Origin of the sequence: Microbacterium atlanticum (assembly GCF_015277815.1) — a bacterium.
GTDB lineage: Bacteria > Actinomycetota > Actinomycetes > Actinomycetales > Microbacteriaceae > Microbacterium > Microbacterium atlanticum.
In genome coordinates, this window is record NZ_CP063813.1 from 555,776 (window position 1) to 582,047 (window position 26,272).

At 71.0% G+C, this 26,272-nt stretch carries 10 protein-coding genes and 2 pseudogenes; 7 read left to right on the forward strand and 5 right to left on the reverse strand.

The window, feature by feature from the left end; genetic code table 11:
* Positions 1 to 214 precede the first annotated feature (214 nt).
* The 3 genes and pseudogenes from IR212_RS02435 (at position 215) to IR212_RS02445 (ending at position 3,977) form a co-directional block, all read left to right on the forward strand.
* Positions 215 to 1,890 (forward strand): annotated as a pseudogene (locus IR212_RS02435) (ABC transporter substrate-binding protein).
* Positions 1,891 to 1,974: 84 nt separating this feature from the next.
* Positions 1,975 to 2,980, forward strand: a pseudogene (locus tag IR212_RS02440) (ABC transporter permease).
* A 31-nt stretch (positions 2,981 to 3,011) separates the two neighbouring features.
* Positions 3,012 to 3,977 carry an ABC transporter permease gene (locus IR212_RS02445; RefSeq protein ID WP_194397444.1) on the forward strand — a complete coding sequence of 322 codons (966 nt, stop codon included), beginning with the start codon at positions 3,012 to 3,014 and terminating at the stop codon, positions 3,975 to 3,977.
* Positions 3,978 to 4,060: 83 nt separating this feature from the next.
* Here IR212_RS02445 and IR212_RS02450 read toward each other — a convergent pair whose 3' ends face one another.
* Entirely contained in the window at positions 4,061 to 5,962 is a 1,902-nt protein-coding gene (locus IR212_RS02450) for a dipeptide ABC transporter ATP-binding protein (RefSeq protein ID WP_194397445.1), read from the reverse strand.
* A 247-nt stretch (positions 5,963 to 6,209) separates the two neighbouring features.
* Here IR212_RS02450 and IR212_RS02455 point away from each other — a divergent pair, with 247 nt between their 5' ends.
* Positions 6,210 to 6,965 (forward strand): 5-oxoprolinase subunit PxpA, encoded by a 756-nt coding sequence (locus IR212_RS02455; protein ID WP_194397446.1) that lies wholly within the window; start codon positions 6,210 to 6,212, stop codon positions 6,963 to 6,965.
* 46 nt (positions 6,966 to 7,011) lie between these two features.
* Positions 7,012 to 8,613, forward strand: coding sequence for a 5-oxoprolinase subunit B/C family protein (locus IR212_RS02460; protein WP_228479445.1), 1,602 nt, complete (start codon positions 7,012 to 7,014; stop codon positions 8,611 to 8,613).
* Between the two features lie 6 nt (positions 8,614 to 8,619).
* Here the strand turns inward: IR212_RS02460 and IR212_RS02465 are convergent, their stop codons facing one another.
* The 4 genes from IR212_RS02465 to IR212_RS02480 form a co-directional block, all read right to left on the reverse strand.
* Positions 8,620 to 10,836 carry a caspase family protein gene (locus tag IR212_RS02465; RefSeq protein WP_194397447.1) on the reverse strand — a complete coding sequence of 739 codons (2,217 nt, stop codon included), beginning with the start codon at positions 10,834 to 10,836 and terminating at the stop codon, positions 8,620 to 8,622.
* A 50-nt stretch (positions 10,837 to 10,886) separates the two neighbouring features.
* A complete protein-coding gene (locus tag IR212_RS02470) occupies positions 10,887 to 12,983 on the reverse strand; it encodes a CHAT domain-containing protein (protein ID WP_194397448.1) in 2,097 nt (698 codons plus the stop codon).
* A 162-nt stretch (positions 12,984 to 13,145) separates the two neighbouring features.
* Positions 13,146 to 15,782 (reverse strand): DUF4062 domain-containing protein, encoded by a 2,637-nt coding sequence (locus IR212_RS02475; RefSeq protein WP_194397449.1) that lies wholly within the window; start codon positions 15,780 to 15,782, stop codon positions 13,146 to 13,148.
* Entirely contained in the window at positions 15,776 to 18,394 is a 2,619-nt protein-coding gene (locus IR212_RS02480) for a DUF4062 domain-containing protein (RefSeq protein ID WP_194397450.1), read from the reverse strand. Before IR212_RS02480 ends, IR212_RS02475 begins: the two co-directional genes overlap by 7 nt.
* 373 nt (positions 18,395 to 18,767) lie before the next feature.
* On the opposite strand from IR212_RS02480, the gene rpoB reads away from it, so the two are divergent.
* A complete protein-coding gene (gene rpoB / locus IR212_RS02485; protein ID WP_194397451.1) occupies positions 18,768 to 22,268 on the forward strand; it encodes a DNA-directed RNA polymerase subunit beta in 3,501 nt (1,166 codons plus the stop codon).
* 76 nt (positions 22,269 to 22,344) lie between these two features.
* Positions 22,345 to 26,217, forward strand: coding sequence for a DNA-directed RNA polymerase subunit beta' (rpoC, locus tag IR212_RS02490; protein ID WP_194397452.1), 3,873 nt, complete (start codon positions 22,345 to 22,347; stop codon positions 26,215 to 26,217).
* Positions 26,218 to 26,272 lie beyond the last annotated feature (55 nt).

A 26,272-nucleotide genomic window follows, 5' to 3' on the forward strand; every position in this document is an offset into this window, starting at 1 on the left:
TGACACTTGTGCCCACGGACACGCCGCGGGCGTTCGCAGATCGCTGAGGACGGGGCATCGTCGGGCACCGAAACCGAATCGAGATACAGGCGTAACCGACGAACGGCTTGCGCGCGGGTAGCGTCGGAGCATCACACCCCGATGAGGGCTGCGCGCACCTCTGCGCCACGTCGACGTGCAGCGGAGCCCACACGACATGGAAGGTGCACAGCACATGCTCCACACCGCCAGAAGGCGCTGGCTCACCGGCGCCGCAGCGATCGCCGTCGGTGCGGTCGTCCTCACCGCCTGCGCCAGCGAGCGCGGCGGCGGCGGCGACGCGACCGAGAGCGGCGGCGACGTCGACGGCACGTTCGTCTTCGGTGCCTCGTCGGACCCGGCGAACCTCGATCCCGCCTTCGCCCAGGACGGCGAGACGTTCCGCGTCTCCCGGCAGATCTTCGAGGGCCTCGTCGGCACCGAGCCGGGCACGGCCGACCCCGCGCCGCTGCTGGCCGAGTCGTGGGAATCGTCCGAGGACGGCATGTCCCACACGTTCGAGCTGAAGCAGGACGTCACCTTCCACGACGGCACCCCGTTCAACGCCGAGGCCGTCTGCGCCAACTTCGATCGCTGGTACAACTGGACCGGCCTCGCGGCGACCGAGTCGCTGTCGTACTACTACGGCAAGCTCTTCCGCGGGTACGTCGAGACGCCCGACACCGCCGTGTACAAGTCGTGCACCCCCGACGGCGACTACTCGGTGACGATCGAGCTCAACCAGCCCTTCGCCGGCTTCATCCCGGCGCTGTCGCTGCCCGCCTTCTCGATGCAGAGCCCCACGGCGCTCGAGGAGTACGGCGCGGACGACGTCAGCGGCACGGAGGAGGCGCCCGAGCTCACGGAGTACGGCCAGGGCCACCCCACCGGAACCGGGCCCTACATGTTCGAGGAGTGGGCCCCGGGTGAGAGCGTGACCCTGACGGCCTACGAGGACTACTGGGGCGAGGCGGGTCAGATCGACGAGATCATCTTCCGCACCATCGACGACCCCACCGCGCGCCGCCAGGCGCTCGAGTCCGGCTCGATCGACGGCTACGACCTCGTCGGACCCGCCGATGCGGCCGCGCTGGAGGAGGACGGCTTCACGATGGTGTCGCGTCCGCCGTTCACGATCCTCTACCTCGCGTTCAACCAGGCCGTCCCGGAGCTGCAGGACCCGAAGGTGCGCGAGGCGCTCTCGTACGCGATCGACAAGGACGCGCTCATCTCGCAGGTGCTCCCGGAGGGCACCGAGAAGGCGACGCAGTTCATGCCCGACACCGTCAACGGCTGGAACGCCGACGTGACGACGTACGAGTACGACCCGGAGCAGGCACGCGCGCTGCTGGCCGAGGCGGGCTACGACGAGGCCAACCCGCTCACGCTCGACTTCAACTACCCGGTGAACGTCTCGCGTCCGTACATGCCGGACCCCGAGCAGATCTTCACGGTGCTCTCGTCGCAGCTGTCGGAGGTGGGCGTGGTCACCAACCCGGTCACCGACGCGTGGAGCCCCGACTACCTCGACAAGATCACGGGATCGTCGGACCACGGCATCCACCTTCTCGGGTGGACCGGTGACTACAACGACACGGACAACTTCGTGGGCGTCTTCTTCGGCGGGCAGTCCTCGGAGTGGGGCTTCGACAACCCGGAGCTGTTCGCGGCCCTGCAGGAGGCCCGCGGCGTGCCGAACCTCGAGGAGCAACCGCCCTCTACGAGGAGATCAACGAGATGGTCGCGCAGTTCATCCCGGGCGTGCCGCTCGCGCACCCGGCGCCCACGCTGGCGTTCGCGCCCCGTGTGGAGAGCTACCCGGCCAGCCCGGTCAACGACGAGGTCTTCACCGACATCGTCCTCACCGAGTAACGGCCGCGCGCCCGTCCGGCGCGGTGCGGAGGAGGGATTTCCCTCCTCCGCACCGCGCGTCGATCCGACCCGGAGACTTCCCACGTGCTGCGCACCATCGGCAACCGGCTCCTGCTGCTCATCCCCACGCTCGTCGGCCTCAGCATCCTGCTCTTCGTCTGGGTGCGCTCGCTGCCCGGCGGACCGGCTGTCGCCCTCCTCGGCGAGCGTGCGACCCCCGAGGCCGTCGAGCGGATCAACGAGCTCTACGGCTTCAACCGTCCGATCCTCGAGCAGTACTTCGTCTGGCTCGGGCGTCTGGCCACCGGTGACTTCGGAACCTCGATCGAGACCTCCCGTGCGGTGCTCGACGAGTTCTGGGCGCCGGTTCCCGGCCACGGTCGAGCTGTCGATCGCGGCGCTCATCATCGCGGTCGGCATCGGCATCCCGCTCGGCTACTGGGCGGCGCGACACCACGGCAAGCTGAGCGACCACGCGGCGATCGTCTTCAGCCTCATCGGCATCACGATCCCCGTGTTCTTCCTGGCCTTCCTGCTCAAGTACGTCTTCGCCGTGCAGCTCGGGTGGCTGCCCAGCGACGGACGCCAGGACCCGCGCATCGATGCGACCCACCCCACGGGCTTCTACGTGCTCGACGGCATCCTGACCGGCGAGTTCGATGCCGCGTGGGATGCGATCCTGCACCTCATCCTTCCGGCCATCGCCCTCGGCACCATCCCGCTCGCGATCATCGTCCGCATCACCCGGGCATCCGTGCTGGAGGTGCAGAACTCGGACTACGTGCGCACGGGACGCGCGAAGGGCATCAGCAGCGGCACCCTGCGGCAGCGCTTCATCCTGCGCAACGCGATGCTCCCCGTCATCACGACCGTCGGCCTCCAGGTCGGCCTGCTGCTGGCCGGCGCCATCCTCACCGAGACGGTCTTCGCCTTCCCCGGAATCGGCTCGTTCATGGCCAACGCGATCCAGGCGCGCGACTTCCCCGTGCTGCAGGGGTTCATCATCTTCATCGCCATCATCTACGCGCTCATCAACCTGACGGTCGACGTCTCGTACAGCTTCATCGACCCGAGAGTGAGGGTCTCATGACACCCCGTCCGCCCCATCGAGGAGGTGCCGCATGAGCTCCGTCATCCTGCCCCCGGCGCCCGACGGCGGCCCCGTCGACGACACCGCGATCGACGACGCCGAGCTCCTGGCGGCGAAGACCCGCGGCGGCGGCGGCTTCTGGCGTGACGTGTTCCGCCGGCTGCGCCGCAATCCCACCGCCTGGATCGGCGCCGCGATCGTCTTCCTCTTCGTCGTGGTGGCGGTCTTCGCCCCGTGGCTCGCGCCGTACCCCGAGACAGCGCTGCCGGGCGCGCAGTACATCACCCCGACGTACATCCCCGGACCGGGCGAGCTGCCGCAGTTCCCCCTCGGCCTGGACCGCTTCGGCGGCGACGTGCTGTCGAAGCTCATCTGGGGCGCACGCGCGTCGCTCGTGATCGGTGTCGTCTCGACACTGTTCGGCCTGATCGGCGGCATGCTCCTGGGCCTCATCGCCGGCGCCTTCGGCGGCTGGGTCGACACCGTCATCATGCGGTTCGTCGACATCCTGCTCTCGGTGCCCAACCTGCTGCTCGCGGTCTCGATCGCCGCGATCCTCGGTCAGACGCAGCTCTCGGTCATGATCGCGATCGGAGCCTCGCAGGTGCCGATCTTCGCACGACTCCTGCGCGCCTCCATGCTGCAGCAGCGCAACGCCGACTACGTCCTGTCGGCGCAGACCCTCGGTCTCGGACGCGGCACCATCACGATGAGCCACGTGCTGCCCAACAGCATCGGGCCCGTGATCGTCCAGGGCACGCTGACCCTCGCGACGGCCGTCATCGACGCCGCGGCGCTGTCGTTCCTCGGGCTCGGCGGCGGGCGCCCCGAGACCGCGGAGTGGGGCCGCATGCTCACCTACGCGCAGGCCGAGCTCGCGATCGCCCCCTGGCTCGCGTTCCTCCCCGGCCTCTGCATCATGATCACCGCGCTCGGCTTCACCCTCCTCGGAGAGGCGCTGCGCGAGGCGATGGACCCCCGCACCCGCGCGCGCTGACGCGGTGCGCAGGACGGATGCCGCCGGTCGCGGCATCCGTCATCGTCGCCTGGGATGTGCCTGCTCTCGCCTGCCGAAGCGGGTCAGACCGCGATGTCGAGCTCGTTGCCGGGGATCGAGGCCAGCAGGCGCCGTGTGTACGGGTCGCGAGGGTTGGTGAAGATCTCCTCGGAGGATGCCGCCTCGACCAGCTGTCCGTCCTTCATGACGCACACGTAGTCGCTGATCAGGCGCACCACCGCGAGGTCGTGCGAGATGAAGAGGTAGCTGAGGCCGTACTCGCGCTGCAGATCGCCCAGCAACCGCAGGATCTGGTCCTGCACCAGCACGTCGAGCGCCGACACCGGCTCGTCGCACACGATGAGGTCGGGGGAGAGGGCGAGCGCCCGCGCGATGGCGACGCGCTGGCGCTGGCCGCCCGACAGCTCCGACGGATACCGCCGCAGCATCGTCTGCGGCAGCGCCACGTCGTCCAGCAGCTGCCGCACGCGCGCGGCACGCTCCTTCGACGAGCCGCGCTTGTAGAACTCCAGCGGCTCGGAGATGATGCGCTCGATCGAGAACATCGGGTTCAGCGACGAGTACGGATCCTGGAAGATCGGCTGCACCCGCTGACGGAAGTCGCGCAGCTGCCGGCCCTTGAGGGTCGCCACGTCGACGCCGTCGAAGCGCATGGAGCCCGACGTGGGGTCGACGACCTTCAGCAGCATGCGCGCCGTGGTGGTCTTGCCCGACCCCGACTCGCCGACGATCGCGACCGTCTCGCCGCGGGGGATCGCGAATGAGACGTCCTTGACGGCGGCGAAGTCCTCCTTGCTCCCCCGCACGGGGTAGATCTTGGTCAGGCCCTCGACCTCGACGATGTAGTCGACGGGGCCCGCGGGACCGGCGTCCGCGGGGGCGCTGCCGCGGTGAGCGGATGCCTCGGCCCGGGCCGCGACCGTCGCGGAAGCGTCGGCCGGGTGCTCGGCGGGGTGTTCGGCCGGGGTCGGACCGGTCAGCGCGGCGTCGCTGTCGATCCCCGTGGCGTGGGGGCTCTCGGCCTCGTGCGCGGCCGGCGTGGGTCCGGTGACGGCGGGAGTCGAGGCATCCGTCGTCCGTCCCGGCAAATGGGGTGCGCCGGCCGCCGGCTCGGCGGTGCGGAAGACCTCGGGGCGCAGGCGGACGGCCGCGACCGACGGCGCGGCCTTCACCAGCGCCTGGGTGTACGGATGCTGCGGATCCTCGAGGATCTGGCGCGCCGGCCCCTGCTCGACGATGCGTCCGCGGTTCATGACGACGACGCGCGACGCGCGCTCGGCGGCCAGGCCCAGGTCGTGCGTGATGAGCATGACGGCGGTGCCCCGCTCGGCGGTCATCCGCTCGAGCTGGTCGAGGATCGTCTTCTGCACCGTCACGTCGAGGGCGCTGGTGGGCTCGTCGGCGATGAGCAGCTTCGGGTCGCAGGCGAGGCCGATCGCGATGAGCGCCCGCTGGCGCATGCCGCCGGAGAACTCGTGCGGGTACTGCTTTGCGCGCTCGGCCGCGTTGGGAAGGCCCGCCGCCGCGAGCGTCTCGACGACCTTCGCGTCGACGTCCTTGCGCGTGGCGAGGCCGTGGGCGAGCAGTGTCTCGGCGATCTGCGTTCCGATCTTCGCCACCGGGTTGAGGTTCGACATCGGGTCCTGCGGCACCAGCCCGATCGACCGGCCGCGGATGCTGCGCATCACCGACTCCGGGGCGCCGACGAGGTTCTCGCCCTCGAACAGGATGCTGCCTTGGGTGACCTTGCCGTTGCCCGGCAGCAGGCCGATGACCGCCATCGCGGAGGTGGACTTGCCCGACCCGGACTCCCCCACGATCGCCAGCGTCTCGCCGGCGGCGAGGTCGAGGTCGACGCCCTCGACGGCGTGCACGGGGCCGTCGATGGTCTGGAATTCGACGGCGACGTCGCGCACCTGGAGCAGCGGTGCTCCCGCGACGGCTCGTTCGGAGGTTCGGGCCATGCGCTCCATCCTGCCTCGACGGGCCGAATCCCGCACGGATGCCGCGGCAGCCTTTACGGATCCGTGACGCGTGCGGGGGTGAGGGCTGCGCGCGCGGGTGCGGAAGGGGTTGCGCAGAACTCAACGGATCCGGCCGCAAAGGGTGCCGGGAACGGGCAATCCGGGCGCCCGGGCACCGGATCCGTGGAGTTCTGCGCAGCCGCCCGGCCCGTCCGCCGAGGCAGACCGCCGCAGTACCGTGGAGGTCATGGCGGCCATCGACCTCAACGCCGATCTCGGCGAGACCGTCGCCGGCGTGCCGACGGCCGATGACGAGGCGATGTTCGCCGTGATCTCCAGCGCCAGCGTGGCGTGCGGCGGCCACGCGGGCGACGCGGCGTCCATGCGCGCGGCGGTGGCGCGCGCGCAACGGCACGGCGTCGCCGTCGGCGCGCATCCGTCGTATCCGGATGCCGCGAACTTCGGCCGCGTGCCGGTCGCCCTCGACCCCGCCGACCTGATGCGCGTCGTCGCCGGCCAGCTCGGCGATCTCGTCGCCGCGGGCGCGGAGGTCCGCTACGTCAAGCCGCACGGTGCGCTCTACCACGCGGTCACGCGGGACCGCGAGCAGGCGGATGCCGTCGCCCGGGCCGTCGCCGACCGCGCGGCGCAGCTCGGCCGACCTCTCCCCGTGCTCGGGCTGGCGGGCGAGATCGAGCGGGCCGCGGCATCCGTCGGCCTCCCCTTCGTGCACGAGGCGTTCCTGGACCGCGGCTACCTGCCCGACGGATCGCTCGTGCCCCGGTCGCATCCCGGGGCGCTGCTGGACGACCCGGAGGCCGTCGCCGCGCGGGCCGTGCGCCTCGCCCGCGACGGCGTCGTCGAGGCCGTCGACGGGACGGTGGTGGTCGCGGCGGCGGCGTCGCTGTGCGTGCACGGCGATTCGCCGTCGGCCGTCGACATGGCCCGGGCGGTGCGGGCGGCGCTCGACGCGGCCGGCGTGGTCGTGAGGGCACCGTGGTGATGCCCGAGCGCGCCGAGCGCTCCGGGCGGAAGGAAGGGGCGGCGCGGTGACCCCGCGGGTCCGGCCCATGGGGGAGCGGGCGTTCCTGCTGGAGGTCGCCTCGCTCGACGAGGCGCTCGCACTGCACGCGGCCCTCGCGGCGACGCGTCCCGACGGGGTGGTCGACCTCGTGCCGGGGGCACGGACGGTGCTCGTCCGGGTCGATCCGAGCACGCTGGCGCTGCCGGCCGCGCGGGCGTGGGCGCGCGGGGCGGTGGAGGGCGCCGTCCCCGGCGCTGCCGCTTCCGGGCCGGTCGTCGAGCTCGAGATCGCCTACGACGGCGCCGATCTGACGGAGACCGCCGCGCTGCTCGGGATGAGCGCCGAGGAGCTGACCCGCCGCCACGCGGCGGCCCAGTGGCGGGTGGCCTTCACCGGGTTCGCACCGGGCTTCGGCTATCTCGTGAGCGACGACTGGCCGTTCGACCTGCCCCGGCTCGAGACCCCGCGCACGCGGGTTGCCGCGGGGTCGGTCGGCCTCGCCGGCGTCTTCACCGGCGCCTACCCGCGCGACACCCCGGGCGGGTGGCGCCTCATCGGCACGACGGGCGCACCCCTGTTCGACGCGGATGCCGCCTCCCCGGCGCTCCTCGTGCCCGGCGCGCGGGTGCGCTTCCTCCCCGTCGCCGCCTCGACTCCGTCCGCGCTCGCCGGCTCGTCCGCGCCGGGCGACCCGGAGACGCCGGGTACCGGAACGCCGGGCGACCCGCAGCCGCCGGGCGACCCGCAGACGCCGGGTCGCGGCATCCGGATCCTGGAACCGGGGCTGCTGACGACGGTGCAGGATCTCGGGCGCGCCGGCGCGGGCGCGGTCGGGGTGGCCGTGTCGGGCGCCCTCGACCGCGGCGCGCTGCGCACCGCGAACCGGCTGCTGGGCAACGCCGAGGGCGCGGCGGGGCTCGAGGTGACCATGGGCGGGTTGCGCGCCGTCGCGGAGCGCGACCTGTGGGTGGCCGTCACGGGCGCGTGGGGTGTCGTCCGGCTCGACGGGCGCGAGATCGATCCCTATGAGGCGCACGCCTGGCCCGCGGGCGCCGAGCTGCACCTCGACTGGTTCACCCGCGGCGCGCGCGGCTATGTCGCCGTCCGCGGGGGCGTCGACGCGCGCCCCGTGCTCGGCTCGCGGTCGACCGATCTCCTGGCGGGCCTCGGTCCGGCCGCGCTGCACGCGGGGGACGCGCTCGGCGTCCGCGACGACGCGCCGGCGCCGATCCCCGTCGCGCCGCCCGCCGCGTGGGGGGCGCCGCACGACGACGAGCTCGAGCTGGAGCTCGCGCCCGGCCCGCGCGCCGACTGGTTCGGTCCCGAGGCGCACGAGACCCTGTTCGACACGGTGTGGACCGTCTCGAACCACGCCGACCGCGTCGGCGCTCGTCTCGACGGCCCCGCGCTTGCCCGGGTGCGCGAGGGCGAGCTGGCCAGTGAGGGCATGGTGCCGGGCGCACTGCAGGTGCCGCCGAGCGGCCGGCCGACGATCCTCCTCGCCGACGGCCCGGTGACCGGCGGCTATCCGGTCATCGCGGTGGTGACGGATGCCTCGCTCGACCTCGTCGCGCAGGCGCGGCCGGGCACCCGCATCCGGTTCCGGCACGCGCGCGCCGCCGTCTGAGCACGCTCACGGCGCGTCCGCGCCGCCCGCCTCGAGCAGGTCCGCCGTGGCCCGGAGGATGGCGACGATCGCCGCTGTCCGGACCTCGGCCGCGCTGCCGCGGCCGTCGGTGTGCGCGGCCTTGGGCCCGGCGATCGTCGGGGCGTCGCGCAGCGAGGTCAGCAGCGCGCGGCCGCCGAGGTCCTCGGCCGCGGAGAGCAGCGGCCGCTGCTCGTAGTCGTCGTCGATGATGTCGGAGACGGCCCGGACGAACTCGCGGTAGCTGAGGTCGGGGCTCTTCCCGAGGACGGTGAGCGCCGCCGTGGTGAACACGCCGTGGCCGTTCGTCTCGAGCGCGACCTGGTCCGGCTGGCACGCGCTGACCAGCACCTCCCGGTTCGCCTCGTGCGGCGTGGGTGGCTCGGCGGCCCGGTCGGTCTCCACTTGGACCACCCGCGCCCACGCGGCCCGCCGGAACGGGTCCGACAGCGCGGCGGCGCGCTGGGCGCGGTAGGCGTCCTCCTCCGCGGCATCCAGCACCGTCATGCGGGGCTTCGCTCCCGCCGGGATCCGCTTCTGGGCGAACTGCGACCGCGTGAGCCCGCGGTTGACGGTTCCGGAGTGGCACGAGTCGAAGAACAGCGACACCGCGACACCGTCCGGGATGGCGTCCCAGATCGCCCCGAGGTCGTCGTCGACGATGAGGCTGCCGTCCCGGAAGTCCACCGGGCACAGCGCCTCGTCGCTCGGGCCGAAGGCATCGGTCTCGTCGCCGTCGAGGTCGGGGACGAACGTGCCGTGGCCCGCGAACTGGATGGCCACGACGTCGCCGTCGCGCGCCGCCGACACCTTGTCGAGCATCGCCCGGAGGATCACGTCGCGCGTCGCGTCGGCGTTGCGGATGGACTCCACCTCGAACCCTGCGCCGCGGAAGGCCTCGCCCCACGCCTCCGCGTCGGCGACGCAGCCGTTCAGGGGGTCCTTCGGGTAGGCGTCGATGCCGATGCACAGCGCCAGCTTGCGCGGCGTCGCGCCCCGCACGCCGGCCGGCTCGGGGCGCGGCGGCCGTACCGGCTCGACGGCGACGTCGCGTCCCCGGCTCGGGAAGACCGTCAGCCGTTCGGGCTCGTCGCTGTCGGGCACGCCGAGCACGCGCCGCGCGAGGCTCATCATCGTCTCGACGTCGTTGTCGAACGCGCCGTGCGAGGTGGCCTGCGTGCGGCTGCGGCGGCCGCGCGCCACCGGACCGAGCACCAGGCGGGCGGGGTCGTCGCCGAGGTAGCCCATCGTGCGACCGGCGCGGCGCAGGTGCTCCTCCAGACCCAGGATCTTGGCGTCCCGCTCCGCCTCGAACGCGCGCGAGACGAGGTACAGCAGCGACTTGCGGTAGACGCCGCCGGTGTTGTCGCGCTTCTCGTGGGTCTCGTCCATCGTGAAGATCGCGAGGTCCTTGATCCGGCCGGTCTCTGCCAGGGGCAGCAGCGTCGCCTCGAAGGTGTCCACGCGCACCGCGGGGGCGAGGAAGGTGACGCTGGCGACGTGGTCCACCGCATCGTCGCCGTCGAAGAGCCGCGGCACGAAGTGCGAATGGTAGATCGACCCGGCGCTGTGCCCGGCGATGTGCAGCTCGACGGCCCCCTGGTTCGCCGTCATGTACTCGCGCAGCGCTGCGGCGAGCACGTCGGCCCCGCCCTGCGTCCCGTCGGCGAGCGCGGGCAGGCACGCCGCCGCCGAGTCGAGCTTCATGTCGTCCCAGAACTTCCGCCCGCCGAGGATGCGTGCCGCGGCCTCCACCGCCCGGTCGGTGAGATCGGTGAACCCGCGCGACCCCGTCGCCCGCCCCGAGAGCACGTCGGCGAGCGTCGTCATCAGCCCGCTCTCCCACACGAGGTGGATCGGGTACACGCCGTTCTTCTTCCACCACGCGGTCTGGTGGTGCGCCGTCCGCAGGCCCGCCGCCTTGTCGGTGAGCCCGCCGTGCGCCCAGATCAGCACCGGCACCGGAGCGGGCACGTCGCCCGCCGGCGCCTTCTTCACCTGCTGCTCGACGAACGCCGCGAGGTCCTGCTCGATCATCCGCCGCACGTCATCGGCGGTCGTCGCGAACGCGTCCACGCTCGCCGGTCGAGCGGTCGACGTCGCGTCCAGCTTGCCGTCGGCGGTGTGCACGACGTGCTTGCGCAGGGCGGCGAGGTCGGCGGGGCGGAGGTCCGCGCCGCGGGCGGCGGTGGTCGTGTCGGCCATGGTGTGACGTCCTGTCTGGTTCGAAGTGGCGGTGGGTGGTGCGGCGCCCGTCAGCGGGGCTCGAGTCTCGCGCGGGGGTCGGCGAAGACGGTGAAGGCGAGCGAGGTCAGGTCGCCCGCCTCGCGGGCGGCGCGGCGCGCGGCGAGCACGGCGTCGCCGAGCGTGGCGTGCTCGCCGAGCGTCTGCTCGTAGAAGGTGCGCACGAAGGCCGCGGTGACGTCGTCGCGCACGGCCCACGAGCAGCCGATGAAGACGCCGACGCCGCCGCGCAGGAACGCCTCGGCGAAGCCGCCGAGTCCGGTCGCGCCCGAGCGCAGGCGGCCCACGTCGCACGCGCTGAGGAAGACGAAGGGAGCGGATGCCGCGGCGGCCGCGTCCTCGAGCTCCGGCAGGTCGCGCCGCGCGTCGGAGTCGGTGTAGGCGGCCGAGCCGTCGTCCTCCTCCGACCAGGTCGCGAACGCGATCTCCTGGCCCGGCGGCGCCGCGTCCCGCCAGCGGCCGTGCCCGGCGAAGTGGAGCAGGTCGAATCCGCTCGCGATCTGCTCCCGCAGCTGCGCCGGATCGGCCGCCGAGCGCGGCGCGGCCGCGAGCAGGGTGGCCAGCGCCGCCACCTCCTCGCCCGCCCGCGGCAGCCGGTAGTCCGGATTGACGTATTCGGGCGCGATCGCCAGCACCCGCGTCGCGTCGACGGGCACGACGGTCGGCCGAGGCGTCCCGTACATCCAGCGCATGAGTCCCAGGTCGCCGAGGAAGTACCGGTCCGGGTCGGGTCGCTGCTTCCCGACCGGCACGAGGTGCACGATCTCCCACGGGATGTCGAGCTCGCCCGAGGTCTGCAGCACCACCTGCGAGAGCCGGCGGCGACGGCGCCACAGCAGCTCGTTGATCTCGTCGCCCAGGAGCTCACCGGCGATGCGGGCGCCGAGCGAGCGCACCTCGCGCCGCACCGTCTCGGCGGCCTCGTCGGGATCGTCCTCGGCCTCGGCCACGAACTCCCGGCGGATCCTCGCGAGCTCCGCGTACACGCCCTCCACGTACGCCGCCTTGTCGTCGAGGCGGACGACGTGCCGCTTCACCGTCCGCCCGATCTTCGCCGTGATGACGAGGTCGGACCTCCCGCGCGAGATGGTCTCGTCGACGGCGATCGTGGGCAGGTCGGCGATCTCTCGGGGCGGGACGGCGACGGATGCCGCGACCAGCCGCAGGTCCGGCTCCTGCGGCTGCAACTCCTCATCGGCCGGCCGGATCGCGGCGCTCACCGCGAGGACGGCCAGCGGTGTGACCACCGGAGGCTGCGTGAAGGTCACCGTGATGTGGCCGCGGCCCGGCTCCTCGCCGATGAGGCGGAAGACCAGCCGGCGCGGCTCCTCGCCGGGCGCGGGCAGCGTCGTGGTCACGGCCGCCGGGGTGCCGTCGGCCGGCGCGAAGCCTCGCAGCTGCACGCCGACCTCGATCTCGCGGGTGGGGTCGAAGCGGGCGACCGCCTTCTTGCGCGACGTGCCCTTCGTCGGCGTGAGGTCGCTCACCGACAGGCGGACGACGGCCTCGAACACCACGCCCTCGACGACCGCGGACGGCACCTCGGCGTCGACGAACGCCGGCACCGGGGTGGCGCCGTCCAGTGCGCCGGCCGTGCCGCCGCTGGGCTCTGCATCCGGCGCGGGCTCGGGCATCGCCGGTGGCGGGGGCGGTGCCGCGGGCGCCGGCGGGGGAGGCGGTGCCGACTCTGCGAGCGGCGGCTCGGCCATGACGTCCGGTCCACCCCCCATCCCCATGCCGCCGCCCGCGACTTCGTCTTCGAGCTCGCGCATCGCGGCCTCGTCCGTGCCCGCCACCACGGTCAGGTGCAGCACCTCGCCGGGTGCCACGTTCAGGTGGGCGGCGAATCCGTCGTCGCGCCGCCGCAGGACGACCCACTGGGCGATCCCGTCCCGCACCACGATCGCGGCGTACCGCAGCCCTTCGGGCGCTCGCACGAGCAGGGTCGCCGTGCCGCCGGCGAGTCCGCGGACCACCGCGTCGGCCACGGCGGTGATCCCGCGCCGGTCGGGTACGGCATCCGTGATCGCGTGCACGTCCGCCACGACGGCGTCGGCGTCGCCCGCGACCTCGACGATGCCCCGTGGCGCCTCGGGAACCAGAGCCATCTCGACCCCCTCGCTCCGGCGCCCCCCGAGCGCCGTCACCCTGCGATCCGAGGAGCGCAGTCGGTGCACAGCATATGAGCACGCTCCTTGCCGCACCAGAGTCCGCAAGTCCCGCGGCTGATACGCCAGGACAGCGGATGCCTCCCCTGCGCGACCGCGCGGCTACCAGGAGCGGAGCTTGTCGGCGACGGACTCGTATTCGGCCGCCGGCAGCGCCAGCTGCACCGCCTCAGCGACCGTCAGTTCGGCGCCCGCCGCTTCACCGGCGGCCACGCTCTGCGGATCGTGGCCGCGGAGGATCTCGAGGTAGGGCGTGTGGACGGTGAACGCCTGCACGTCGAAGATGCCGATCCGGCGGCGGATCTCGCCGGCGGCCACCGCGAGCGCAGCCGCCCGCCACGCCTCGCCGTGCGCGGCGGCGACGGCGCACACGCCCTCCAGCCCGTAGGCGACACCCTCCTCGTAGTGCAGTCCGATCGACAGCAGCAGCGTGTGCACGAACTCGCGCTCGGCCTCCTCGATGCGGCCCAGCTCGAAGTTGAGACGGGAGCGGAGGTTCCCCGCGACCGACGTCGTGAACAGGTCGCCGCCGGCCTCGGCCACCGACGTCGCATGGTCGAAGTGCGCCAGCGCGTCCTCCGTGTCGCCCTTCACCCACGCCAGGCGCCCGAGCGACACATCCGTGATGGCCTCGGCCCACGTGTTGCCGCGCCCCCGCAGCCTCTCGACCGCCTGGTGGAGCTCGGCCTCGGCCTTGTCGGTGTCGAGGAGTGAGAACTGCACGCGCGCCGTGGCGCGTGCCGCGAGCGCCATCGCCGCGGCATCCTCGTCCCCGGTCTCGGTGAACAGCCGCACGCACTCGCCGAGGCCCGCGACCACCTGCTCGCTGGGGCGCTGCCACATCTCGCCCCACAGCGCGAAGAACCACGCGACGGCGCGCGTGTGCGGGGTGATCGGCTGCTCGTGCTGCTTCTCGAGCAGCTCCAGCATCCACACCCGCACCTCGGCGAAGAAGCCCGAGATCCACCAGTAGATCAGGAGGCTCCACGCGAAATCGCCCGCGTCGTCGAGCCTGTCGGTGTAGATGAGGTGCCGCACGGCGGCACGCAGGTTCGGCAGGTCCAGCCCGAGCCGGGCGACCGCTTCGGCCTGCCCCGGTCCGCCGAGGTCCGGCGCGACCCGCGCGACCATCGTTCGGTAGTAGTCGGCGTGGGCGCGGCGCACCTCGTCGGCGTCGCCGCGCTGCTTGAGGCGTCCGATCGCGTACTCGCGCACGATGGCCAGGAGCGAGAAGACGCGCCGCCCGCCGATCTCACCCTGCTTGACCAGCGAGCCGTCGACGAGCGAGGCCAGTGCCTCCAGCGCCTGCCCGTCCCACGAGCGTCCTGCGCCGATCGACTCGACGGCCTCGAGGGTGAACCGCGTCGCGAAGACGCCGAGGTCCTCCAGCAGACCGCGCTGCGACTCCGGGAGCAGGCTCACGCTCCAGTCGATCGTCGCCCGCATCGTGCGGTGCCGCTCAGGGAGGTCGCGGACGGCTGCGGTCAGCAGCGGCAGGCTCTGCTCCAGGCGCTCCGCGATCTCGGCGGGGTTCAGGATCCGCACCTTCGCCGCCGCGAGCTCGATCGCCAGCGGCAGCCCCTCCAGGCGCCGGCAGATGTCGGCGAGGTCGCGCGCATTGTCGGGGGTGACGTCGAAGTGGGGGTCGATCGCCCGCGCCCGGTCGACGAACAGCGACACCGCCGCCGACCTGGTGGCGCGGTCGAGGCTCGCCGGGCGGTCGCCCGCGGGCGTCGTCAGCGGCGGCACCTCGTACACGCGCTCGCCGCGGATGCGCAGCACGATGCGGCTGGTGACGAGGAAGGTCGCGGCCGGTGCGACGGTGTACAGGCGCACCAGGACGGGCGCGGCATCCACGATCTGCTCGAAGTTGTCGAGCACGATCAGCACGCGCCGGCCCTCCAGCGCCACGGCGATGCGCTCCTCGAGGGCCGCCTCGCCGTTGTCGCGGATGCCCAGGTAGTAGGCGATCGTGGGCAGCAGCAGCCCGGACTCCAGGACGCCCTCCAGGAGCACGAAGTACACCCCGTCCGGGAACATGTCGGCGCACGCGAGGGATGCCTCGATCGCGAGCCGGCTCTTGCCGATGCCGCCGGGCCCGATGAGGCTCACGACGCGGTCGGTGCCGCGCGCCAGGAGCGTGCGCACCGCCTCGATGTCGTCCTCGCGGCCGATCGTGGTCGTGTAGGGCACCGGCACCCGGCCCACGAGGTTCGGGCCCGACTCCGGCTCGGCTCGCACCGGCGCGCGGGATTGGTCGAAGCGTTCGGCCAGGAGCATGGCGAGGTCGCCGGCGACCTGGTCTTCGAGGTCTTGGGCGGAGCGGAAGTGGAGGTAGGCGGCGGTGTCGTCGGCCTGGATGCGGGAGATGAGCTCTTTGAGGCGGTCGTCGCGGGTGTCGGTGTCTTTGACGTAGATGAGCTTGGGCATCTCGCGGGGGGCGAGGTTGTATTCGTCTTCGAGTCCGGAGACCTGTTCGTCGGGGGCGACCCAGCCGTAGCTGTCGCCGTAGATGCCGACGAACACGTCGCTCTGGGCGAGGTAGGAGCGGTACAGGTCGCGGGGCGGGTGGGGCCGTGCGCCGAGTTCGAACATCACCGGTGCCAGGCGCAGCCGTTCGATCGCCGACCGCACTGCTTCGCGCTCTTCCGCGAGCTCGCGCAGCGTCGAGCTCACGAACACCCGGATCCGCTGGTCGGGCGTGCGGATCACCGGGTGGTGCTGCATCCCCGTCACCACGCGGGCACCCTCTCGCGCACCTCGGCGTCGGCGTCGGCCAGCGCGAGGCCGATGGCATCGACGAGGCTCATCTCCGCGCCTGCGCGCTCGCCGGCCGCGACGCTCTCGGGCTCCGCCGCGCGCAGCGCGGCGAGCGGCTCTTCGTGCACGGCGAAGCCGGCGATGTCGTACACCCCCGTCGTCGCGCGGATGGTCGCGGCGACGGCGGACAGGGCGCCCGCCCGCCATCCGTCGCCGTGGACCGCCGCGAGGGCGCACATGCCCTCGATGCCGTACGTCGCGCCGTCCACGAAGTGCAGGCGCACCGACAGGGTCAGCGTGAGCAGGAACTCCTGCTCGGCGGCCTCCCGCTCGCCCAGCATGAACCGCAGCCGCGCCCGGTTGTTGCCGGCGACGACGCGGGTGAAGGCGTCGTCCGCCTCGTCGGCGATCGCGACTGCGCGATCGAAGTGCTCGAGGGCGTGCGGGATGTCGCGGGTCAGCACTCCGAGCTGCCCCAGCGCGACCTCTGCGAGGGACTCGGCCCAGCTGTCCCCCAGGGCGTGCAGCGTCGTGATGGCGTCGCCGAGTTCGGCGCGCACGGTCGCCGGGTCGACGTCGGGGAACTGCATCCGCGTCGATGCCCGCGCCGCCAGCGCCATCGCCGCCGACCGCTCGTCGTCCGACTCGAGGAAGAGCCGCACCGACTCGCCCAGCCCGTCGACCACCTGGTCGCTGGGACGCTGCCACATCTCCGCCCACAGCGGGAAGAACGCGGCGATCGCCCGGGTACGGGCGCTCAGCGGCAGGCCCTTGCCGCGGAGTTCGAGCATCCACAGGCTGACGTCGGCGAAGTATCCGCTGATCCACCAGTAGGGCAGGAGGGTCCACGCGAAGTCGGCGGCGTCGTCGAGCCGGTCGGCGTGCACGAGATGCCGGGCCGCCGCGCGCAGGTTCGACACCTCCAGGCCGAGCTTCGCCACCGCCGCGATCTGCTCGGACCCTCGCAGTCGCGGCGCGATCCGGTGCACCAGCGACAGATAGTAGTCGGCGTGGGCGTTGCGCATCTCCTCCGCGCCACCCTGGGATTCGAGGATCCCCACGGCGTACTCGCGGACGATGGCCAGCAGCGAGAAGACCGTCCGGCCGCCGGACTCGAGGCGCTGCACCAGCGACGCGTCGATGAGGGCGGCGAGCGTCTCGATCGCCTGTTCGCCCCACGAGCGGCCGGCGCCCACCGCCTCGACCGCCTCGAGGGTGAACTTCGCCGCGAAGACGCCGAGGTCTTCCAGCATCGCGTGCTGCTCGGCGCCCAGCAGCCCCACGCTCCATTCGATCGTCGCGCGCATCGTGCGGTGCCGGTCGGGCAGGTCCCGCACGGAGGTGGACAGCAGGGGGAGGCTCTGCTCGAGCCGCTCGGCGACGTCATGCGGCGACAGCAGCCGGATCTTCGCCGCCACGAGCTCGATCGCCAGCGGCAGCCCTTCCAGGCGGCGGCAGATCTCGATGACGTCTCCCGCGTTGTCGGCGGTCAGCGCGAAGCCGGGCATCGCAGCTGCGGCGCGCTCGGCGAAGAGCACGCACGCGGCGGACGCGCGCGCCTGGCCGAGTGTCGCGGGCGACTCCTCCGACGGCGTCGCGAGGGCCTCGACCTCGAACACCCGCTCGCCGCGGATGCGCAGCACCGTCCTGCTGGTGACGAGGAAGAAGGCCCGTGGCGCAAGCGTGTAGAGGCGCACCAGGACCGGCGCCTCGTCGACGATCTGCTCGAAGTTGTCGAGCACGATCAGCACGTGCCGGTCGGCCAGCGCCTGCGCGATGCGCTCCTCCAGGACGGCGGCGCCGGTGTCGCGGATGCCGAGGACGTATGCGATCGTCGGCAGCAGCAGCCCCGGTTCGAGCACCCCTTCCAGCGGCACGAAGTACACGCCGTCGGGGAAGAGATCGGTGTTCGCGTGGGCGGCCTCGATCGCCAGCCGGCTCTTTCCGATGCCGCCGGGCCCGATGAGGCTCACCACTCGCTGCTGCCCGCCGGCCAGCAGCGCGCGGATCTCGGCGAGCTCCCCGTCACGGCCGATGGTCTCGGTGTACGGAACGGGCACCCGCGCGGTCAGCGGTGTGGTGGAGACGCTCACGGGCTCGGAGCGGCGGGATTGGTCGAAGCGTTCGGCCAGGAGCATGGCGAGGTCGCCGGCGACTTGGTCTTCGAGGTCTTGGGCGGAGCGGAAGTGGAGGTAGGCGGCGGTGTCGTCGGCCTGGATGCGGGAGATGAGCTCTTTGAGGCGGTCGTCGCGGGTGTCGGTGTCTTTGACGTAGATGAGCTTGGGCATCTCGCGGGGGGCGAGGTTGTATTCGTCTTCGAGTCCGGAGACCTGTTCGTCGGGGGCGACCCAGCCGTAGCTGTCGCCGTAGATGCCGACGAACACGTCGCTCTGGGCGAGGTAGGAGCGGTACAGGTCGCGGGGCGGGTGGGGCCGTGCGCCGAGTTCGAACATCACCGGTGCCAGGCGCAGCCGTTCGATCGCCGACCGCACTGCTTCGCGCTCTTCCGCGAGCTCGCGCAGCGTCGAGCTCACGAACACCCGGATCCGCTGGTCGGGCGTGCGGATCACGGGGTGTCCCACCCCAGTCATGTGCATATATTGGCCCCATCCGGGCGAATGCGCCATGGATCGGCCGTCGCGCTTCGCAAAACGTTCCGGGTGTGCGCGTGCAGGCGGTCGTCTGAGACCCGCTGCAGGGCTGCGGCGGGGCGCTCGGAGGCGGCCGTCGCCGCTTATACCGCAGCATCCGGAACTTTTCAAGAATCCGAGTGGACACGGCGCGTCATCCGATGTATAATGGGTCTTTGCGCTCTTGGATTCCCCCTGCCCTCATATGGTGGTCGGCTGTGCCTGCGCCCCCTCTCGTTCACGTGAGGAGTGCCGCGCGGGCTTCGGGGACGACTGAGCACTCCACCTGACGACAAGGAAACGAGCCCGACACGGGCCCACGGAGGTAATCCCCTTGGCTGCTGCGCGCAACGCATCCAACCCCACCACCACCCCCAAGAACGGACGCGGAGCATCCCGCCTCTCGTTCGCCAAGATCTCCGACACGCTGACGGTCCCCGACCTTCTCGCGCTGCAGACCGAGTCGTTCGACTGGCTGGTCGGCAACGAAGCCTGGAAGGCGCGCGTCGCCGAGGCGCAGGCCGCCGGCCGCACCGACGTGCCCGAGGTCTCGGGACTCGAGGAGATCTTCGAGGAGATCTCCCCGATCGAAGACCTGAGCGAGACGATGCAGCTCTCGTTCACGAACCCCTACCTCGAGCCCGAGAAGTACTCCATCGAGGAGTGCAAGGAGCGCGGCAAGACGTACGCGGCCCCGCTCTACGTCGAGGCCGAGTTCATGAACCACCAGACCGGTGAGATCAAGACCCAGACGGTCTTCATGGGCGACTTCCCGCTCCAGACCGACAAGGGCACGTTCATCATCAACGGCACCGAGCGCGTCGTGGTGTCGCAGCTCGTCCGCTCGCCCGGCGTCTACTTCGACAAGACCCCCGACAAGACGTCCGACAAGGACATCGTGTCGGCGCGCGTCATCCCGTCGCGCGGAGCCTGGCTCGAGTTCGAGATCGACAAGCGCGACCAGGTCGGCGTCCGCATCGACCGCAAGCGCAAGCAGTCGGTCACCGTCTTCCTCAAGGCCCTCGGCCTGACCTCGGAGGACATCCTCAGCGAGTTCGCCGGCTTCGACTCGATCGAGGAGACGCTCTCGAAGGACACGATCCTCACCAAGGAGGACGCGCTCCGCGACATCTACCGCAAGCTCCGTCCGGGTGAGCAGGTCGCCGCCGAGGCCGCCCGTGCGCTGCTGGACAACTTCTACTTCAACCCCAAGCGCTACGACCTCGCGAAGGTCGGCCGGTACAAGATCAACCACAAGCTGGGGCTCGACAAGCCGCTCACCGACTCGGTGCTCACCGTCGACGACATCGTCGCGACGATCAAGTACCTCGTGCGCCTCCACCGCGGCGACGTCACCTTCGACGGCGTGCGCGGCGGCAAGCAGGTCGAGATCCGCCTCGACGTCGACGACATCGACAACTTCGGCAACCGCCGCATCCGCGCGGTCGGCGAGCTCATCCAGAACCAGGTCCGCACGGGTCTCTCGCGCATGGAGCGCGTTGTCCGCGAGCGCATGACCACGCAGGACATCGAGGCGATCACGCCGCAGACCCTGATCAACGTCCGCCCCGTCGTGGCGGCGATCAAGGAGTTCTTCGGCACGTCGCAGCTGTCGCAGTTCATGGACCAGAACAACCCGCTCGCGGGTCTGACCCACAAGCGCCGCCTCTCGGCGCTCGGCCCCGGCGGTCTGTCGCGTGAGCGCGCAGGCGTCGAGGTGCGTGACGTCCACCCCTCGCACTACGGCCGCATGTGCCCGATCGAGACCCCGGAAGGCCCGAACATCGGCCTGATCGGCTCGCTCGCGTCGTTCGCGCGCATCAACGCGTTCGGCTTCATCGAGACGCCGTACCGCCGTGTGGTCGACGGCAAGGTCACCGACGAGATCGACTACCTGACCGCCTCCGAGGAGAGCGACTACATCGTCGCGCAGGCCGGTGTCGAGCTGAAGGCCGACGGCAGCTTCGCGCAGGACCGCGTGCTGGCCCGCCGCGGCCAGGGCGGCGAGGTCGACCTGTTCCACGCCGAGGAGATCGGCTACATGGACGTCTCGCCGCGCCAGATGGTGTCGGTGGCGACCTCGCTCATCCCGTTCCTCGAGCACGACGACGCCAACCGCGCGCTCATGGGCGCGAACATGCAGCGCCAGGCCGTGCCGCTGCTGCGCTCGGAGTCGCCGGTGGTCGGCACGGGCATGGAGGGCTTCGCGGCCATCGACGCCGGTGACGTCGTCATCGCCGACAAGCCCGGCGTGGTCGTCGAGGTGTCGGCCGACGTCGTCACGGTGCAGCTGGACGAAGGCGGCACCCAGGACTACTTCCTGCGCAAGTTCGACCGCTCCAACCAGGGCACCTCGTACAACCAGCGCGTCGTGGTCTCGGCCGGCGAGCGCGTCGAGGCCGGCGAGGTCATCGCCGACGGTCCCGCGACCGAGGACGGCGAGCTCGCCCTCGGCAAGAACCTCCTCGTGGCGTTCATGACGTGGGAGGGACACAACTTCGAGGACGCGATCATCCTCAGCCAGGACCTGGTGAAGGACGACACCCTCTCGTCGATCCACATCGAGGAGTACGAGGTCGACGCCCGCGACACCAAGCTCGGCAAGGAGGAGATCACCCGTGACCTCCCCAACGTGAGCCCCGACCTGCTCAAGGACCTCGACGAGCGCGGCATCATCCGCATCGGCGCCGAGGTGCGTCCCGGCGACATCCTCGTCGGCAAGGTCACGCCCAAGGGCGAGACCGAGCTGTCGGCGGAGGAGCGCCTGCTCCGCGCGATCTTCAACGAGAAGAGCCGCGAGGTGCGCGACACGTCGCTGAAGGTCCCCCACGGTGAGCAGGGCACGATCATCGCGGTCAAGGAGTTCAACGCCGAGGACGGCGACGACGAGCTCGGCTCGGGCGTCAACCGCCGCGTCGTGGTCTACATCGCCCAGAAGCGGAAGATCACCGAGGGCGACAAGCTCGCCGGCCGCCACGGCAACAAGGGCGTCATCGCGAAGATCCTCCCCGTCGAGGACATGCCGTTCCTCGCGGACGGCACGCCGGTCCAGGTCATCCTCAACCCGCTCGGCATCCCCGGTCGCATGAACTTCGGCCAGGTGCTCGAGACCCACCTCGGGTGGGTCGCCAAGCAGGGCTGGAAGGTCGAGGGCAACCCGGAGTGGGCCGCGCGCCTGCCCGAGGGCGCTCGCGAGGCCGCTCCCGGCACCAAGGTCGCCACGCCGGTGTTCGACGGCGCGTTCGAGGAGGAGATCGCGGGTCTGCTGGACTCGACGAACCTCACGCGCGACGGCGAGCGCCTGATCGACTCGTCCGGCAAGACGCAGCTGTTCGACGGCCGCTCCGGCGAGCCGTTCCCGGCTCCGATCTCGGTCGGCTACATGTACATCCTGAAGCTGCACCACCTCGTGGACGACAAGATCCACGCGCGCTCGACGGGCCCGTACTCGATGATCACCCAGCAGCCGCTCGGTGGTAAGGCGCAGTTCGGCGGTCAGCGCTTCGGTGAGATGGAGGTGTGGGCCCTCGAGGCCTACGGCGCCGCGTACGCGCTCCAGGAGCTCCTCACGATCAAGTCCGACGACATCCTCGGCCGAGTCAAGGTCTACGAGGCGATCGTCAAGGGCGAGAACATCCAGGAGCCGGGCATCCCCGAGTCGTTCAAGGTGCTCATGAAGGAGATGCAGTCCCTCTGCCTGAACGTCGAGGTCCTCTCGGCCGACGGCTCGTCGGTCAACCTCCGCGACACCGACGATGAGGCGTTCCGTGCCGCCGAGGAGCTCGGCATCAACATCTCCAGCCGCTTCGAGTCGTCGTCGATCGACGAGATCTGATCTCGACACGCCCGCTCGTTCCTCGCGGGCTACTCGATCACCGATTTCATAAAGAATTTCCGACACAGGAGAACCAGTGCTCGAATCAACCACCTTCGATCAGCTTCGCATCGGCCTGGCCACCGCCGACGACATCCGTCGTTGGTCCTACGGCGAGGTCAAGAAGCCCGAGACCATCAACTACCGCACCCTTAAGCCCGAGAAGGACGGCCTGTTCGGCGAGCAGATCTTCGGACCCTCTCGCGACTGGGAGTGCGCGTGCGGCAAGTACAAGCGCGTCCGCTTCAAGGGCATCGTCTGCGAGCGCTGCGGCGTCGAGGTCACCAAGTCCTCGGTGCGCCGTGAGCGCATGGGCCACATCGAGCTCGCCGCGCCCGTCACCCACATCTGGTACTTCAAGGGCGTGCCCTCGCGCCTCGGGTACCTGCTGGACATGGCGCCGAAGGACCTCGAGAAGGTCATCTACTTCGCCGCGTACATGGTGATCTCTGTCGACGAGGAGGCGCGCCACCGCGACCTCCCGACGCAGGAGAGCAACATCCGCCTCGAGCTGAAGACGCTCGCCGACCGCCGCGACGCGCGTGTGGCCGCCCGCCTCCAGAAGCTGGAGGAGGAGCTCGCCGCGCTCGAGGAGGAGGGCGCCAAGGCCGACCAGAAGAAGAAGGTCAAGGACGCCGCCGAGAAGGAGATGGCCGCCATCCGCAAGAACGCGGATGACCAGGTCACCCGCCTCGAGAAGGTGTGGGACGACTTCCGCAACCTCGAGGTCGGCCAGCTCAAGGGCGAGGACGAGATCTTCCACGAGCTGCAGGACCGCTTCGGTCAGTACTTCGAGGCCCACATGGGCGCCGAGTCGATCAAGCGCCGCCTGGAGTCGTTCGATCTGCAGGCCGAGGCCGACAGCCTCCACCTGCAGATCTCGGAGGGCAAGGGCCAGCGCAAGATCCGCGCCATCAAGCGACTGAAGGTCGTCAACTCGTTCCTCGCGACCGGCATGAGCCCGGCCTCGATGGTGCTCGAGGTCGTTCCGGTGATCCCGCCGGAGCTGCGCCCCATGGTCCAGCTGGACGGTGGCCGCTTCGCGACCTCCGACCTCAACGACCTCTACCGTCGCGTGATCAACCGCAACAACCGCCTCCGTCGTCTGATCGACCTCGGCGCGCCCGAGATCATCGTCAATAACGAGAAGCGGATGCTGCAGGAGGCCGTCGACGCGCTCTTCGACAACGGCCGCCGCGGGCGCCCCGTCACGGGCACCGGCAACCGCGCGCTGAAGTCGCTGTCCGACATGCTCAAGGGCAAGCAGGGCCGGTTCCGTCAGAACCTGCTCGGCAAGCGCGTGGACTACTCGGGCCGTTCGGTCATCATCGTCGGCCCGCAGCTCAAGCTCCACCAGTGCGGCCTGCCCAAGCAGATGGCGCTGGAGCTGTTCAAGCCGTTCGTGATCAAGCGCCTGATCGACCTCGGTCACTCGCAGAACATCAAGGCCGCCAAGCGCGCCGTCGAGCGCACCCGTCCCGAGGTGTGGGACGTGCTCGAGGAGATCATCCGCGAGCGCCCCGTGCTGCTCAACCGCGCGCCGACCCTGCACCGCCTGGGCATCCAGGCCTTCGAGCCGCAGCTCGTCGAGGGCAAGGCCATCCAGCTGCACCCGCTCGTCTGCGCCGCGTTCAACGCGGACTTCGACGGCGACCAGATGGCCGTGCACCTGCCGCTGTCGGTCGAGGCCCAGGCCGAGGCGCGCATCCTGATGCTCGCGTCGAACAACATCCTCAAGCCGTCGGACGGCCGCCCGGTGACCCTGCCCTCGCAGGACATGATCATCGGCCTGCACCACCTGACCACGGTCAAGGAGGGCGCCGCCGGCGAGGGTCGAGTGTTCGGCTCGGTCGGCGAGGCGATCCTCGCGAAGGACGAGGGCACCCTCGACCTGCAGGCGAAGGTCCGCATCCGCATCCCGGGGCTCACCTTCCTCGAGGGCGAGGCGCCCGACGGGTACGAGCGCCACGGTCTCGTGGACGCGTCGCTCGGCCAGGCGATCTTCAACGACACGCTCCCCAAGGGCTACCCGTTCGTGCGCGAGCAGGCCGACAAGGGCAAGCTGTCGCAGATCGTCAACAAGCTGGCCGAGGAGTACCCGAAGGTGGAGGTCGCGGCATCCCTCGACCGCATCAAGGACGCCGGCTTCTACTGGGCCACGCGCTCGGGTGTGACCGTCGCGCTCAGCGACATCCTCACCCCGCCGAACAAGGCCGAGATCGTCGCGGGCTACGAGAAGCAGGCCGCGAAGGTGCAGGGCCAGTTCGAGAAGGGTCTCACCACCGACGCCGAGCGTCGCCAGGAGCTCATCAAGATCTGGACCGAGGCGACCGACGAGGTCCAGAAGGCCATGCGCGAGAACTTCCCGCAGGACAACACCATCAACCGCATGGTGTCGTCGGGTGCTCGCGGTAACTGGCTGCAGATCCGCAACATCGCGGGTATGCGAGGCCTGGTGAACAACCCGAAGGGCGAGATCATCCCGCGTCCCATCATCTCCTCGTACCGCGAGGGGCTGTCGGTGGCGGAGTACTTCATCGCCACGCACGGTGCCCGCAAGGGCCTGGCCGACACGGCCCTGCGTACCGCGGACTCCGGCTACCTGACCCGTCGACTCGTCGACGTCTCGCAGGACGTCATCATCCGCGAGGAGGACTGCGGCACGACCAAGGGCCTCGAGTTCACGATCGCCGCCCCGGGCGCCGACGGCGTGCTGGTGCGCGACGCGAACGTCGAGAACTCCGTGTTCGCCCGGACGCTCGCCGCGGACGCCACGGGTGCCAACGGCGACGTGGTCGCCTCGGCCGGTGAGGACGTCGGCGACGTGCTCATCGACAAGCTCGTCGAGGCGGGCGTCGAGTCCATCAAGGTCCGCTCGGTGCTCACCTGCGACTCGGCCGTCGGTGTCTGCGCGAAGTGCTACGGCCGTTCGCTCGCGACCGGAAAGATCGTCGACATCGGCGAGGCGGTGGGCATCATCGCCGCCCAGTCGATCGGCGAGCCCGGCACCCAGCTGACGATGCGCACGTTCCACACCGGTGGTTCGGCGTCGGCCGACGACATCACGCAGGGTCTTCCTCGCGTGCAGGAGCTGTTCGAGGCGCGCACCCCGAAGGGCGCGTCGCCGATCGCCGAGTCCGACGGTCGCATCACGATCGACGAGACCGAGAAGTCGAAGAAGGTCATCCTCACGCCCGACAACGGCGACGAGCCGCACGTCTACCCGGTCCTCAAGCGCGCGACGCTTCTGGTGGAGGACGGTCAGCACGTCACCGTCGGCCAGCCGCTGCAGGTGGGCACGCTCGACCCCAAGGAGGTCATGCGTGTGCAGGGCGCCCGCGAGGTGCAGAAGTACCTCGTCAACGGCGTCCAGAACGTGTACCGCTCGCAGGGTGTGCCGATCCACGACAAGCACATCGAGGTCATCGTCCGGCAGATGCTGCGCAAGGTCACCGTGGTCGACCACGGCGACACCACGCTGCTGCCCGGTGAGCTGGTCGACTTCAAGCGCTACCAGTCGATCAACCGCGAGGCCGTGGCCGAGGGCAAGCGCCCCGCGTCGGGTCGCCCCGAGCTGATGGGTATCACGAAGGCGTCGCTCGCGACGGAGTCGTGGCTGTCGGCCGCGTCGTTCCAGGAGACCACCCGCGTCCTCACGCAGGCGGCCATGGAGGGCAAGAGCGACCCGCTCGTCGGCCTCAAGGAGAACGTCATCATCGGAAAGCTCATCCCCGCCGGAACCGGACTTGCGAAGTACCGCAACGTCGCGGTCGAGGCGACGGAGGAGGCCAAGAGCGAGCGGTACCCCAACCGCATCTTCGCCTCGGACGGCGCCTACACCGACGCCGACCTGAGCTACGTCGATTTCGACAGCTTCTCGACGGACGGCTTCTCCACCGACTACAACTGACACACGGCGAAGGACCCCGGCCATTCGGCCGGGGTCCTTCGTGGTTCTCGGGACG

Excerpts from the sequence above, each read along its gene's own strand:
- IR212_RS02445 (WP_194397444.1), top strand. The coding sequence starts at position 3,012 with ATGAGCTCCGTCATCCTGCCCCCGGCGCCCGACGGCGGCCCCGTCGAC.
- IR212_RS02450 (WP_194397445.1), bottom strand. The coding sequence starts at position 5,962 with ATGGCCCGAACCTCCGAACGAGCCGTCGCGGGAGCACCGCTGCTCCAG.
- IR212_RS02455 (WP_194397446.1), top strand. The coding sequence starts at position 6,210 with ATGGCGGCCATCGACCTCAACGCCGATCTCGGCGAGACCGTCGCCGGC.
- IR212_RS02465 (WP_194397447.1), bottom strand. The coding sequence starts at position 10,836 with ATGGCCGACACGACCACCGCCGCCCGCGGCGCGGACCTCCGCCCCGCC.
- IR212_RS02470 (WP_194397448.1), bottom strand. The coding sequence starts at position 12,983 with ATGGCTCTGGTTCCCGAGGCGCCACGGGGCATCGTCGAGGTCGCGGGC.
- IR212_RS02480 (WP_194397450.1), bottom strand. The coding sequence starts at position 18,394 with ATGACTGGGGTGGGACACCCCGTGATCCGCACGCCCGACCAGCGGATC.